The 13,350-nt window shown below is 68.9% G+C and carries 12 protein-coding genes and 1 riboswitch; of the genes, 7 read left to right on the forward strand and 5 right to left on the reverse strand.

Translation table 11 applies throughout. From position 1 onward, the window contains the following. Positions 1-62 precede the first annotated feature (62 nt). From LR394_RS08675 to LR394_RS08690, 4 genes are all read right to left on the reverse strand, one after another. Positions 63-1,139, reverse strand: a complete 1,077-nt coding sequence (locus LR394_RS08675; protein ID WP_231440144.1) for an ABC transporter substrate-binding protein — start codon at positions 1,137-1,139, stop codon at positions 63-65. After that, a complete protein-coding gene (locus LR394_RS08680; protein ID WP_231440145.1) occupies positions 1,136-1,963 on the reverse strand; it encodes an ABC transporter ATP-binding protein in 828 nt (275 codons plus the stop codon). The genes LR394_RS08675 and LR394_RS08680 overlap by 4 nt, the downstream gene beginning before the upstream one ends. Then, entirely contained in the window at positions 1,960-2,994 is a 1,035-nt protein-coding gene (locus LR394_RS08685) for a FecCD family ABC transporter permease (RefSeq protein WP_407937007.1), read from the reverse strand. The genes LR394_RS08680 and LR394_RS08685 overlap by 4 nt, the downstream gene beginning before the upstream one ends. A 91-nt stretch (positions 2,995-3,085) precedes the next feature. Then, positions 3,086-3,267: riboswitch (cobalamin riboswitch) on the reverse strand. A 24-nt stretch (positions 3,268-3,291) separates the two neighbouring features. Next, entirely contained in the window at positions 3,292-4,065 is a 774-nt protein-coding gene (locus LR394_RS08690) for an SDR family oxidoreductase (protein WP_231440147.1), read from the reverse strand. A 76-nt stretch (positions 4,066-4,141) separates the two neighbouring features. On the opposite strand from LR394_RS08690, the gene LR394_RS08695 reads away from it, so the two are divergent. The 3 genes from LR394_RS08695 to LR394_RS08705 all read left to right on the forward strand — a co-directional run bounded on the left by LR394_RS08695 (position 4,142) and on the right by LR394_RS08705 (position 7,677). Then, on the forward strand, positions 4,142-5,203 hold the full coding sequence (locus LR394_RS08695; protein WP_231440148.1) for a DUF3616 domain-containing protein: 1,062 nt from the start codon (positions 4,142-4,144) through the stop codon (positions 5,201-5,203). Positions 5,204-5,287: 84 nt separating this feature from the next. Continuing rightward, positions 5,288-6,505 (forward strand): GNAT family N-acetyltransferase, encoded by a 1,218-nt coding sequence (locus LR394_RS08700; protein ID WP_231440149.1) that lies wholly within the window; start codon positions 5,288-5,290, stop codon positions 6,503-6,505. Positions 6,506-6,543: 38 nt separating this feature from the next. Next, positions 6,544-7,677 (forward strand): acyl-CoA dehydrogenase family protein, encoded by a 1,134-nt coding sequence (locus tag LR394_RS08705; RefSeq protein ID WP_231440150.1) that lies wholly within the window; start codon positions 6,544-6,546, stop codon positions 7,675-7,677. Between the two features lie 42 nt (positions 7,678-7,719). On the opposite strand, the gene LR394_RS08710 is transcribed toward LR394_RS08705, so the two are convergent. After that, the gene (locus LR394_RS08710) at positions 7,720-8,463 is read right to left on the reverse strand and encodes an SDR family oxidoreductase (protein WP_231440151.1); all 744 of its coding nucleotides are present in this window, start codon (positions 8,461-8,463) and stop codon (positions 7,720-7,722) included. A 101-nt stretch (positions 8,464-8,564) separates the two neighbouring features. Between LR394_RS08710 and LR394_RS08715 the strand changes: the two genes are divergently transcribed. The 4 genes from LR394_RS08715 (at position 8,565) to LR394_RS08730 (ending at position 13,345) form a co-directional block, all read left to right on the forward strand. Then, positions 8,565-9,413, forward strand: a complete 849-nt coding sequence (locus LR394_RS08715; protein ID WP_231440152.1) for a helix-turn-helix transcriptional regulator — start codon at positions 8,565-8,567, stop codon at positions 9,411-9,413. A gap of 4 nt (positions 9,414-9,417) precedes the next feature. Beyond that, positions 9,418-10,446 (forward strand): adenosine deaminase, encoded by a 1,029-nt coding sequence (locus LR394_RS08720; protein WP_231440153.1) that lies wholly within the window; start codon positions 9,418-9,420, stop codon positions 10,444-10,446. A gap of 195 nt (positions 10,447-10,641) precedes the next feature. Continuing rightward, the gene (locus LR394_RS08725) at positions 10,642-12,837 is read left to right on the forward strand and encodes an immune inhibitor A domain-containing protein (protein WP_231440154.1); all 2,196 of its coding nucleotides are present in this window, start codon (positions 10,642-10,644) and stop codon (positions 12,835-12,837) included. 121 nt (positions 12,838-12,958) lie between these two features. Next, entirely contained in the window at positions 12,959-13,345 is a 387-nt protein-coding gene (locus tag LR394_RS08730; protein WP_231440155.1) for a nuclear transport factor 2 family protein, read from the forward strand. The last annotated feature ends 5 nt before the right edge of the window (positions 13,346-13,350 follow it).

The following is a 13,350-nucleotide window of genomic DNA, read 5'->3' on the forward strand; positions in this document are numbered from 1 at the left end:
CGATCTCGACTGAGAACGGCATGTCCGAGATCGGCCGAAATGATCAAAACACGGCGGCGGGATCAGTCGGCCCAGGCGTTCCCGGGCAGATTGCTGAGTTGCGTGACGTCCAGGCTGGTCTCGATGCCGGACTCCGGCACCAGCCCGAAGTGCTCCATCGAGCGCCGGACCCACTCCGCCGCGTCGATGTTCAGCGGGCTCGAGACCCACAGCGCGTAGGGAAGGTTCACGAAGCGTTCTTCCTTGACTGCGTCCAGGTTCCGGGAGGCCGGGTTGGCCTTGAGCACGGCCACCTTCTCCTCGTACGACTGCCCGGGGTACTCGACGAAGTAGATGACGTCTGGGTTGGCGGCGGCGAGTCGTTCCCAGCCCACCTCGGTCCAGGTGTCCTCGACGTCGGCGGTGGCGTTGGTGACCCCAGCGGTGTCGAAGATCGCCTGCGGTCCACCGAACGAGCCGGAGGTGAAGATGGCGTCGGTGCCGGAGTCGAACAGGAATGCGGTGGGCTGCTTCTCACCCTTGGGCGCAGCCTCGAGCGCGGCCTGGCGTTCTTCGATGTCGGCCACCACAGCTTCGGCCTGCTCGCTGTGGCCGGTCAGCTTGCCCAGGTTGCGCAGGTCGGTGGTCAGCGCGGTCCAGGCCTCCATCGTGCCGCGCGCACCGTCGTCCTGCCGGCAGGTCTCGCTGAGCAGGTAGGTCTGGATGTCGCGCTCGTGCAGCATCTCGGGCATCAGGTTACGGGCCTCGCTGAACCCGTATCCGTAACCGGCGAACATCATTTCGGGGTTGACCGCGAGCACGTTCTCCAGGGTCGGGTACTCCTTGCCGACCACCTTCAGCTCGTTCACCCGATCGTCGGGGTAGGCCAGTTCCAGCACCGCCTCGTCCTGTTCCATCCCGGTCACCGCGGTGAGGGAGTCGCGGGCGCCGATCGAGAGCACGATCGAGATGATGCCGCCGTCGTAGGCGTACAGGTCGGTGATCGGCTCCTCGACGCTCAGGGTCTCGCCGCAGTTCTCGACGGTGACGGCGCCGCTGGAGGGACCGTTCGCCGGGCTGGAGGAGGATCCGCAGGCGGCCAAGAGCGCACCGCCCAGGACTAGAACGCCCAGAAAGGCAGCGTTTTTCGAGACGGTCATCGGGATTCCTCTCGGGGATGGATCAGCAGGTGGGACTGGTCGAGCTGGGGATGAGGTACCTGCACCGAGCCGACGCCGAAGTGGGCGGCGACGTGCCTGGAACTGAGGACGTCGGTGGGCGGCCCGAGCGCGACGATGCGGGCTGGGTGCGTGCTCGGGTCGAGCCCTGCGGGCCAGCCGATCACCGCCAGTTCGTCGAAGAACCGCAGGGCCAGGTCGAGGTCGTGGACGGTGGCGACCAGGGTCTGGGCCCGTTCGGCGAAGACCTGCAGGAGCCTGAGCTGCCAGGCCACGTCGAGGTGGTTGGTCGGCTCGTCCAGCAGCATGACCGGGCAGTCCTGGGCCAGGCCGCGGGCCAGCACGGCCCGGCGCTTCTCGCCGCCCGAGAGCTGGTCGCCGGGCACGTCGATCCGGTCGGCCAGACCCACGGCATCCAGTGCGGCCCTGACGATCTCGCGTTCGGCACTGCCACCGCGAGACCAGGGGCGGGTGCGGGGAACCCGGCCGAGGGCGACCATCTCCCCCACCAGAAGCTCGGCGGCCACGACTTCTTCCTGCGGCACAAAGGCTATCCGCCGGGCGCGCTCCCGAGACGGTAGGCGACGGAGATTCTGAAGCTGCCCAGAAGCGTCCCCTATCTGCACTTCTCCGGCGCTGGGCTGCAGAACTCCGGCGAGAATGCGCAGCAGCGTGGATTTTCCGGCGCCGTTCACCCCGATGATGCCCAGCCGCCGGCCGGCCGGAACGTCCAGATCGACCTGGTGCAGGATGTCGCGTCCACCCAGCCGCGCCGATACCCCGCTCAGCCGCAGCACGAGGCTCACCGTTCACCGCCGAACTTGTACTGCCCGCGCCCCATCAGCAGCAGGAACAAGGGTGCTCCGATGGCGCCGGTCACCACTCCCAGCGGAATTTCCTGAGGCCGCACCGCCAGCCGGGCGAGAACGTCTACCCAGAGCAGGAATACGCCGCCGCCGAGCGCCGCCACCGGCAGCAGAACCCGATGCCGGGCACCCACCACCAGCCGCGCAGCATGCGGCACGATCAGCCCGACGAAACCGATGCCGCCGCTGACCGCCACCAGCACACCCACCAGCACCGCCAGGCCGATGAACAAGATGGTCCGCAGCGCCGCAACATTCACCCCGAGCGCCGCCGCAGTGTCCGAACCGGCCGCCAGCGCATCGAGCCAGCGGTGGATCGCCAGCATCCCGATCGCCAGGACGATCACCAGAAACGCCGGGATCCAGAGCTTTTCCCAGGTGGCGCCGCCGACGCTGCCGAGCATCCAGAACATCACCGACTGGGCCGCCCGCGGATCACCGCTGAGAAAGACCAGGAACGAAGCCACCGACGAAAGCCCGGAAGAAAGCACCACTCCGGAAAGCACCAGCCGCAGCGGCGTGAGCCCACCCTGAGCGGTGGCGACCAGATACACCAGCAGAGCCGAGCCGATGGCGCCGAGCAGGGCGCCGGTCGAGACCGCGTAGATGCCGAAACCACCCAGAAAACCGGTGGTGATCGCGGCAGTGGCCCCGACCGAGGCGCCGGAACTGATGCCCAGCAGAAACGGGTCGGCCAGGGGGTTGCGCACCAGCGTCTGCATTCCGGCGCCGGCCACGGCCAGACCGGCTCCCACCACCACCGCCATCAACGCCCGCGGCAACCGCAGTTCCCAGACAATGATGTCCCAGGTTCCGGGCGCTTCGCCGGTCAGCCGATCGGTCACGGCAGTGACCACTTCGCCGACCGGGATCCGCTCGGACCCGAAAGCCAAGGACAGAACCACACTGACTACGGACGCCAGGGTCAGTACCGCGGTCAGCGGCCAGAAGGGCAGGCGGCGGCCGGGAATCGCCCGGCTCATGTCGGCCCGGCTGGAACACCAGCGGCGAACGGGTCCACGACGGGCCTCTCGGTCACAGACCCTGGTCGCGAGAGCCCTTCGACGAACAAGTGAACCGACAGGTCTTCGGACTCGGGGTCAACCGGTGGCACGGCCTTCCCAGGGACTGCTCCCCAGTGGCGAGTCGTGCCACCGTCGCCCTTACCGCTGCGCGCCAGTCCCGGAGTTGCACCGGAGTTCCCTGGCATCCATCGGGATGCGATCGGTTCGTGCCGGAGGCTAGCACGGCAAAAAGCCCAAGGGCGATCAGATCGCCGCGCTGAGCCCGCCGTCCAGGTTGATCGCCGAGCCGGTGACGTACGACGAACGCGGCGAGAGCAGGTAGGCGGCCAGGTCGCCGAACTCCTCGCCCCGCCCGAAGCGGCCCAGCGGAATGCCCTTGGAGTCGGCCGCGTACAGGTCCTCGACCGGGATCCCGCGGTCATCGGCCTTGCGGCGCCACTGCCCGCTCTCGACCAGGCCGATCAGCACCGCGTTGACCCGGACCCGGTCGGGCCCCAGTTCCTTGGACAACGCCTTGGTCAGGGCCAGCCCGGCGGCGCGGGAAGCTGCGCTGGGCATCGAGTTGGCGCCGGCCGCCTTGGCCGCGATCGCCAGGACGTTGACGATCGCGCCGCCTCCCGAAGCCCGCAGGTGCGGCAGCGCGAGCCGGATCAGGCGTGAGGCCGCGACCACCTTCAGGTCCAGGTCGGCCTGCCAGCTCTCGTCGCTGACCTGCTCGATCGAGCCGCCCGCGGACTGCCCGGCGTTGTTCACCAGGCCGTCGATCCGGCCCCAGCGCTCGACTGCGGCGGCCACGAAGGCCCCGGTGTCGGCCGCCTGCGTGACATCGACCTGCACCGCGAGCACCTCGGGGCTGATCTCGGCGAGCGCGGCACGGGTCGACTCCAGCCGATCGGCATCCCGGCCGCAGATCGCCACGCGGGCGCCTTCTTCCAGCAGCCGTCCGGCCAGCGCGGCACCCAGGCCGTCGCTGCCACCGGTGACCAGGACGACCTTCTGCGCAAGTTCCAGATCCATCCCCGCAGCTTAAACGCCGCAACCCTCGGCGTTGCGAACCGGCCGAGCGCGGCTGTGATCAGGCACGATGTGCGCCATGGACACCTGGCAGCTACCGGATCGGCAGGTGGAACTGGTCTTCGACACGCAGGCGCAGGCCGCCAGCACCCACATCAACCTGTCCGGGATCCGCGCCGACGGTGACCATCTCTGGGTGGCCGGCGACGAGACCGCCACCCTTGAACGCCTCACCCGCTCGAGCCCCGAGCGCTACGACGACCACCGCACGATCCACCTCGCGGACCTGGTCGACCTCCCGGCTGCCGACAACGAGGAAGCCGACATCGAGGGCCTGGCCCGCAGCGGCGACTGGCTGTGGGCGATCGGCTCGCACAGTCTCAAGCGCCGCCGGATCAAGTCCCACCACTCCGACGAGAAGGCCCGCAAACGTCTCTCCCGGGTCCTGCGGGAGGAGAACCGGTACATCCTGGCGCGGCTGACCGTGATCACCGACCCCACCGACGGCCCCACCCTGGTACGAGCCGCACAAACTGCGGAAAGACGTCTCACATCAGCGGTCCTCGGCGGCCGCGGCGACTCCGTGACCGACCTGCTCAAGAAGGACCCGCACCTGGCCCCGTTCCTGAGCATCCCGGGCAAGGACAACGGCGTCGACATCGAGGGCGTCGCCGCGCACGCAGACCGGCTGTACCTGGGCATGCGCGGGCCGGTGCTGCGCGGCTGGGCCACTCTGCTGGAGATCCGGCCGGTCACCGACCCCGACGACGAGCACCGCCTGGTCCTGGACCCGCTGGAGGACGACCAGCAGTACCGGACGCACTTCCTGGACCTGGGCGGGCTGGGCATCCGTGACCTGTGCCCGCACGGCGACGACCTGCTGATCCTGGCCGGGCCCAGCATGAGCATCTCCGGCCCGATCCGGCTGTTCCGCTGGCGTGACGGCTGCGTGGCCGAGGCCCCCGACGTGGTGCGCGACATCGAGCTGGAGCAGGTGATGTCGCTGCCCCACGGCAACGGCCAGGACCACGCCGAAGGCATCACCCTGCTGGACGACGACCACCTGCTCGTGGTTTACGACTCCCCTGCCCCCGAACGCCTCACTCCCGGCGGCACTCTGGCCGACGTCATCCCGCTGTAGCGAAATTCGCTTGACCCCGGTACGGGAACACGATCCACTGTCCCCAGCACGGGGGGCTAGGCGTATTTCTAGGAGCACGGGTACATGCACATCCGGTCCGCGACCGAGGAAGACCGCGAAGTCTTCTCCCACACACTCCATGCCGCGTTCGGCCGCTACCCGGAATCCCCGGCGGACGGCGACGGGTACTGGTGGTCGGCCCTTCAGATGGAACGCAGTCTGATCGCCTACACCGCGGACGGACGCCCGGTCGGAACCTCGGGTACGCACGCCTTCGAGCTCACTCTGCCCGGTGAAGCCATTGTTCCGGCCGCCGGGGTGACCGCGGTCGGGGTCGTGCCGACGCATCGGCGTCAAGGAGTGCTCACCGCGCTGACCCGGCACCAGTTCGCGCAATTGCGTTCCCAGGGCCAGTTTCTGGCGGTCCTGCTGGCTTCGGAGGCCCCGATCTACGGGCGTTTCGGCTTCGGCCCGGCCACCTACACCACCAAGCTGACCCTCCAGCGGCACCGAAGTGCTCTGGCCGGCCGCCGGGCTCCGGGAGCGTCTGCCCCGCAAGCCGGTTCGTTGGAGGTACGGCTCAAGGACGACTGCGCCGACCTGGTCGAGGGCCTCTACGACCAGTACCGCCGCAAGCAGCCCGGAGCACTGTCACGCCCGCGTCTGTGGTGGGAGAAGCGCGCCGGGCAGGCCCCGATGTCGCCCGACCCCCGCTACATCGCCCTGCACCGCAATGCCGACGGGGCGCTGGACGGATACGCCTGCTACAACGCCAACGGTTCCGAGACCCTGACCGTGGACGAGATCGTCGCCCTGAACGACAGCGCTTTCACTGCTCTGGCGCAGTATGCCTGCAACCACGATCTGACCACGACGACGGTCCTCGAGCACGTTGCCCCGGGCAGTCCGCTGCGCTGGCAGCTGAAGGACTTCCGGGGCGGGGAGGTCGGTTACGACACCGACTGGCTCTGGGTGCGCATCCTGGACGTCCCCCGGGCGCTGACCGCCCGCGGCTGGTTTGCGGACGGTGAACTGGTGCTCGACGTGGTGGATCCCTTCCTGGACGAGCAGAACCGCTACCTGCTGAGCGTGCAGGACGGCAAGGCCCAGTGCCGGCCGACCGACCGAGAACCCGACCTTTCGCTGGACATTCGCGATCTGGGCTCGCTGTATCTGGGCGGGACCTCACCCACCACCCTGATCCGGGCCGGCCACATCCACACCCACAACGCAGACGGCGCCGGCCGGGCCGAAGCCTTGTTCCGTACCGACCGGCTGCCGCACTGCCTGCACTGGTTCTGATCAACAGCCCCTTACCGATCCCACCGCAGCCTGGCAGGATGCTGGCAACATCCGACGAGCGGGGAGATGTTGTGGCGCAAGAGCAATGGTTGCCGAAGGTCCAGGCCCTGGCCGAGGATTTCGCCAAGGACGCCGCCCGGCACGATGCCGAAGCGACCCTACCGCTGGAGAACCTGCAGGCCCTGAACGCCTGCGGCCTGGACACCGCAGTGCTGCCGGCCCCGTACGGGCAGGGCCTCAGTTTCCAGGTCCTGGGCCAGATCCTGACCACCCTGGCCCGGGCCTGCCCGTCCACCGCGACGATCTGGCTGATGCACATCGGCGCTGCTCATGGCCTGGTCAGCATGTCCTCCGCCGAGCAGGCCCAGCACTTCGCGGCCGAACTGGCGGCGGGCCGGCGGTTCGCCAACGCGCTGTCCGAGCCGGCCGGCGGCAACCTGTTCCTGATGCCGCAGCAGCCGGCCACCCCGGTCGAGGGCGGCTGGGAACTCAGCGGCGCCAAGCGTTTCGTCTCCGGCTGCGAGATCGCCGACTACTTCCTGGTCAACGTCCTGCTCGACGGCGTGCCGGGATTCTTCGGGATCGACAAGGACGCGTCGATCTCGTTCGTGCCGATCTGGGACACGATGGGGATGCGGGGCACCCGCAGTCAGCTGGTCTCGTTCGACCGGACCTTGCTGCCCACCCGGCGGCGGTGCAGCCCGCCCGACCCCAGCGTCATCAATCCGATCGCCGTGGGTCTGCCGTTCCTCTCGCTCGGGATCGCCGAGGGCGCGCTGAACGCCTTCGCGGACTACGCCCGCGGCCGGGTTCTGCCGGCCACCGGCGAACCGCTGTCCACCATGCAGTGGCTGAAGTTCGACACCGCGGCCGCCTACGTCCGGCTGCGTGGCGCCACCCTGCTCGCGAACGAGGCGATGGCCCTGGCCGATGCCGGTGACCCGCGGGCGGTCAGGGTGGGGGTCGAGGCCAAGCTGGCCGCCAACGAGGTGGCCAAGGAGATGGCCGCGCTCGGGCTGAAAGCCGGTGGCGGGTCTGGGTATCTGAACACTTCGCCGATCCAGCGGTACTTCCGCGACGCCCAGGCCGGGGCCCTGATGGCCTACTCGGTCGAGGTGTGCTCCGACCAGGTCGGCAACTGGGTCCTCAACCCCGGTCAAGGTGAGAACTGAGGACGAGGTGCGCACCTCGTCCTCAGTTCTCACCAAGACCTGTCAGTGCGAGTTGAGCGCGGCCACCGCGGCGTCGTAACGGCCCTCCACCTCGGCGTAACGCAGGAAGTGCACGGTCTTCACCAGGATCTCGTGGGCCTCGGGCTCGGCCTCCAGAAGGGCCATGGTCTCGTCGGCGAAGTCGTCCAGCGGCATGTACTGCTCGACGTCCGAGCCGCCGGGCAGCAGTTCGGTGCGCACCGCCGGCGGGACCAGCTCGATCACCTGGACCGACGTGCCGGCCAGCTGCAGCCGGATCGACTCGGTGAACAGGTGGACGAAGGCCTTGCTGGCGTTGTAGGTCGGGGTGACCGCCAGCGGGAGATGAGCCAGGCCGGAGGATACGGTCAGCACCGCAGCGCGCGGACGGCTGCGCAGGTGCTCGAGGAAGGCGCTGATCAGCCGGAGCGGACCGTTGACGTTGGTGGCCACGATGCTCTCGGCCCCGGCCAGGAAGTCCGGGCCCAGGACGTTCTCCACCTTCATGATCCCGGCCATCGCGACCAGCACGTCCAGGTCGGGGTACTGCTGCAGCACCTCGTCCCGGGCCCGCAGCACCGAGGCCGGGTCGGTGGTGTCCAGCACGACGGTGCCGAAGCCGTGCCGCGCCTTGAGCTCGGCCAGCACCTCGGGGCGCCGGCCACCGATCACGACGGTGTTGCCCGCCGCCTGGAACCGCTGGGCCAGGGCCAGCCCGATGCCCTGGGTGCCGCCGGCGACGAAGATGGTGTTTCCGGAGATGTTCATGGCTCGAATCTGGGCGGGATCGGGCCCGGGCGGGAGAGGACCCCTCTTCGTAGGACTCCGGGTCTCTGGTTCCGGATCCGGACCTGAGAGAAGGTGAGGCCATGGATCGTCCCGCCCTGGCCACCTTCTTGCGTTCGCGCCGCGACGGCCTGAAACCAGAGGACGTCGGGCTCACCTCGGGCCCGCGGCGCCGGACCGCTGGTCTGCGTAGGGACGAAGTGGCGGCTTTGGCGGGTATGTCCACCGACTACTACGTCCGTCTGGAGCAGGGCCGCAGCCGGCAGCCGTCCGAGCATCTGCTGGCCGCGCTGGCCCGGGCGCTGCGTCTGGACAACGACGAACGGGACTACCTGTACCGGCTGTGCGGGCAGACCGCGCCCGAGCGCACCCCGATGGACACCCATGTGGCCCCGTCCCTGATGCGAGTGCTGGATCAGCTCACCGACACCCCCGCCATGATCCTGTCCAGCCTGGGCGAGACCCTGGCGCAGAACCAGCTCTCGCTCGCCCTGCACGGAGACCACTCACGCTTCACCGGGCCGGCCCGCAGCAGCGTCTACCGCTGGTTCACCGACCCCCACGAACGGGAGGCCTACCCTCCCGCCGACCACGATCACCAGAGCCGCGTCCAGGTCGCCCACCTGCGCGCGAGCTACGGGCTGGGCGGCGAGCACTCGCGGGCCGGCGCCCTGGTCCGGGCCCTGCTGAAGGCCAGTTCCGAGTTCGCCGAGATCTGGCAGCGACAGGAGGTGGCCCGGCGCTTCGACGACCACAAGACGCTGGTGCACCCGGAGGTCGGCGAGATCGAGGTGGACTGCCAGGCGCTGTTCACCGAGGACCAGGGCCAGACCCTGCTGGTCCTCACCGCGGCCCCACGCAGCGAGGCGGCCCAGAAACTGGCGCTGCTCGCGGTGCTGGGGCAGCAACGGTTCAGCGCCTCGCTACAGTGACCGCATGACCGACCTGACCGTGTTCGTCGCCGGGCTGCCGAAGGCCGAACTGCACGTGCACCACGTCGGTTCGGCATCGCCCCGGATCGTGGCCGAGCTGGCCGCCCGCCACGAGGGCCGCTCGCCGGTGCCGGCCGACCCGGCCGCGCTGGCCGACTACTTCGCTTTCAAGGACTTCGCCCACTTCATCGAGGTCTACCTCAGCGTGGTCGACCTGATCCGCGACGAGGAGGACGTGCGCACCCTCACCTACGAGGTGGCCCGGGAACTGGCCCGCCAGCAGGTGCGTTACGCCGAGCTCACGGTCACCCCCTACGGCCATGTGATCCGCGGTATCCCTGCGGGGGCGGTGTGCGAGGCAATTGAGGACGCTCGCGCCGCCGCTGCCCGAGACTTCGGGATCCAGCTGCAGTGGATCTTCGACATCCCGGGTGAGTCCGGTCTGCCGGCCGCCGAGGAGACGCTGCGCATCGCCCTGGATGAACGGCCCGACGGTCTGGTCGGTTTCGGCCTGGGCGGACCGGAGATCGGGGTACCGCGGCCGCAGTTCAAGCCGTATTTCGACAAGGCCCGCGCCGCCGGTCTGCACAGCCTGCCGCACGCTGGGGAAACCACCGGACCGCAGACCATTTGGGACGCCCTGCGCGAGCTGGGAGCCGAGCGGATCGGGCACGGGATCGCAGCTGCGCAGGACCCCGAGCTGCTGAGTTACCTGGCTGAGCACCGGATCGCCCTGGAGGTGTGCCCGACCTCCAACGTGCGCACCCGCGCGGTACCCACGATCGAGGAGCACCCGCTGGCCCAGCTGGTGGAGGCCGGGGTGCTGGTGACGATCAACTCCGACGACCCGCCGATGTTCGGCACCACCCTGGAAGAGGAGTACGCGGTGGCCGCCCGGCTTCTCGACCTGGACCAGGCCGGCGTCGCCGGCCTCTCGAAGGCGGCCGTGTCAGCGTCCTTCCTGCCGGAGGCCGGCAAGCAGCAGTTGCTGGCCGAGATCGACAGCTACACCGCGGCCCAGAACCAGGGCTGAGCCGGTTCCGGCCGTGGTTGAGGTTCACGAGAACCGGCTGCGGCCGTGAACCGAAAATCGTCACAATACGTCACCTCCTGACATTTCCTGCCATTTCGGCTACCGTCGGTCCGGCCCCGGTTACACCCGGGGGTGGCCACGAGCCGCCCCCGCCTGTGCGCTTCGAGATCCGTCATCGCACTCGAGGAGATCTGCATGGCCCGGAAACGTCTGGCGATACCCGTCGCCCTCTCGCTCTTCGCCCTGGCTCTGCCGGCCACACCCGGCTGGGCCGCCCCGGCCGCCCCGGCTGCTCCGGCGCCGGCCCCGGACGGGCAGAGCGACATCACCACCGGCACCCGCACGCCGGAACTCATCGACGGCAAGGCGGTGAAGGCCCCGGACAGCTTCAAGGGCCAGGCCCAGTCCCGGACCAAGGCCGCCGCCGCGCCGACCCCCGAGGTCGGGACGGTGCGCCAGTGGGTCGCCTCGGACGACACCCAGGGCTACTACCGCAAGGACTTCACGCTGCGGGGCGTCGGCGAGCACATCGAGGTGTGGGTGGCCAACGACATCGCCTTCCCCGAGGGTGACTGCCGCAACGCCGTCGAGGGTTCCACCACCGTGACCGATGCCCAGGTGGCCGGTCTGGTCAAGGAATTCGACACCAACATGTACCCGAAGGAGACCGCGGCCTTCAGCACCCCGCCCGACCGCGACGGCTCCAACGCCCTGCTGGGCCCGGACGCCAACGGCAACGGCGGCGTCTACACCGGCGGCGGCGAGAAGACCGTCACCCTGGTGGACAACGTCCGGGACCCCAACTACTACGACTTCCCGGCTCAGCCCACCTACACCGCCGGTTTCTTCTCCTCGTACCTGAACGAGATCCTCGACCGGAACGTGATGACGATCGACGCCTTCGACTGGGCGCATCGCACCACCGCCAACCCACCGGACGCCGCAACCGACGACCTGTGCACCAGCCGACCCGCCCGTCCCTGGTTGTACGAGGGTGTTTTCGGCCACGAGTGGCAGCACCTGCTGCAGTACTACACCGACCCGAACGAGAGCACCTGGCTCAACGAGGGCCTGTCGGACTTCGCCATCTTCCTCACCGGCTACTCCGACACCAAGGCCACGGTGAAGCAGCCCGGCTTCGACAACCACCTGATCTCCTACCAGGGCTACAGCACCGTCCAGACGCCCTACAACCAGAACCCGCGCGACAGCGGTGGCGCCCAGAACTCGCTCAACCTCTGGGGTGAGGACACCGCCAACCCGAACGCGGTGCTGGCCGACTACGGCCACGCCTACTCGTTCGTCCTGTTCCTGTACGACCGTTACGGCCTGGACTTCATCACCGAACTGCACAACGACGGCCAGAACCAGGGCCTGAACGGGGTGAAGGCCGCCGGGGCGAAGGACGTCTACGGCATCCTGCACGACTTCCAGTCCTCCACCCTGCTCGACGCCTTCCTGGACACCTCCAAGAAGTCCACGATCAAGGGCGTGGCCAAGAAGAAGGTGACCAGCAAGAGCCTGAACTCCTCGGTCAACCTGGAGAACCCGCAGTCGTACATCACCCCGGGGGTCTCCCCCAACGGCGCGGACTACGTGCCGCTGAAGGTCAAGGGCAAGAACCTCAAGTCGCTGAAGTTCACCGGCGCCAAGACCCTGCCCGCCCTGCCGCTGGCCTGGACGGTCGTGGACGACGACCCGGACCGGGCCGGCAACCCGGTGCTGTTCTCCGGCAACGGGAACAACACCGACGCCGCGCTGGTCACCGAGGCCGCGGTGCCGACGGCCGACCCGACGCTGAAGTTCCTGGCCAAGTACGGGGCCGAGGCCACGTACGACTACGGCTACGTCAGCGTCTCCACCGACGGCGGCAAGACGTACAGCGCGCCGATCGCCGGCGACAAGACCGTGGCCGGCCCGCTCGGGCAGGGCCTGAACGGCACCACCGAGGGCTTCGTGGCCCACGAGTTCGACCTGTCGGCCTACGCCGGTCAGGAGGTGCTGATCAGCATCCGCTACGTCAGCGACGGCGGCGTCAACGAGGGTGGGCTGCTGGTCGACGACATCACCGTCGGCGGCACGGCGATCAGCGACGGCTCCAGCCTCGAGCCGTTCGACTCCCCGACCGAGATCGTCCCGATCACGGTGCACAACTGGAACGTGCGCCTGGTCGGCCTGGACGCCAAGAAGCACAGCGCCGTCCAGGTCAGCTTCAACGGCAAGGGCAGCATAAAGCTGGACGCCAAGAGCAAGCAGCTCAAGGCGCTGAGCAAGGCCACCCAGGTGGTGGCCGTGGTGGCCTACGACGAGCCGACCGAGCAGGTGCAGCAGTACGCGCCGTACACCCTCACGGTGAACGGCGTTCGGCAGCCTGGTGGTAGTGCGAAGTAATTGCGGACGAGGTGCTCGCCGTCGTTGACGGCGAGCACCTTTCGTCGGTGGCCGGGTCAGCCCGAAAGTGGTACATCCTGGCCCCGCCCAGTGCCCGGCGAGCGCGGTTAGCGTCGTCGGCATGAGCACTTCTCTGGTGGAGCGCCTGATCCGCGCCCTGAACGAACACGATCTGAACGCCGTCTCGGCCTGCTTCGGCCCGGACTTCTCGGGGGAATGGCCGGCTCACCCCGGCCGCGACTTCACCGGCCCCGAACAGGTGCGCCGCAACTGGGAAATGATCTTCACGATGTCGCCGGAGATCACCGTCACGATGACGAACGCGGTCGAGGTCGGCGACGAGGTGTGGGGTGAGTGGCACTACACCAAGGCGGCCGGGCAGGACCTGCGCGGCGTCATCATCATCACGGTCCGCGACGGCCTGATCCGCCGCTCCCGGTTCTACATGGAGCCGATCGACGCCGCCGACGCCCCGGTTCCCGGCGGGCCGAAGCTGGCCCGGGACTAGGGCTG

The sequence above is a fragment of the Kineosporia babensis genome, from assembly GCF_021129305.1.
Lineage (GTDB): Bacteria > Actinomycetota > Actinomycetes > Actinomycetales > Kineosporiaceae > Kineosporia > Kineosporia babensis.

What these genes read in the sequence shown, in the direction of transcription:
- LR394_RS08710 (WP_231440151.1), bottom strand. Translation starts at nt 8,463, where the DNA reads ATGAACATCTCCGGAAACACCATCTTCGTCGCCGGCGGCACCCAGGGC.
- LR394_RS08695 (WP_231440148.1), top strand. Translation starts at nt 4,142, where the DNA reads ATGGACACCTGGCAGCTACCGGATCGGCAGGTGGAACTGGTCTTCGAC.
- LR394_RS08720 (WP_231440153.1), top strand. Translation starts at nt 9,418, where the DNA reads ATGACCGACCTGACCGTGTTCGTCGCCGGGCTGCCGAAGGCCGAACTG.
- LR394_RS08675 (WP_231440144.1), bottom strand. Translation starts at nt 1,139, where the DNA reads ATGACCGTCTCGAAAAACGCTGCCTTTCTGGGCGTTCTAGTCCTGGGC.
- LR394_RS08725 (WP_231440154.1), top strand. Translation starts at nt 10,642, where the DNA reads ATGGCCCGGAAACGTCTGGCGATACCCGTCGCCCTCTCGCTCTTCGCC.
- LR394_RS08715 (WP_231440152.1), top strand. Translation starts at nt 8,565, where the DNA reads ATGGATCGTCCCGCCCTGGCCACCTTCTTGCGTTCGCGCCGCGACGGC.
- LR394_RS08700 (WP_231440149.1), top strand. Translation starts at nt 5,288, where the DNA reads ATGCACATCCGGTCCGCGACCGAGGAAGACCGCGAAGTCTTCTCCCAC.
- LR394_RS08705 (WP_231440150.1), top strand. Translation starts at nt 6,544, where the DNA reads ATGCTGGCAACATCCGACGAGCGGGGAGATGTTGTGGCGCAAGAGCAA.
- LR394_RS08690 (WP_231440147.1), bottom strand. Translation starts at nt 4,065, where the DNA reads ATGGATCTGGAACTTGCGCAGAAGGTCGTCCTGGTCACCGGTGGCAGC.
- LR394_RS08730 (WP_231440155.1), top strand. Translation starts at nt 12,959, where the DNA reads ATGAGCACTTCTCTGGTGGAGCGCCTGATCCGCGCCCTGAACGAACAC.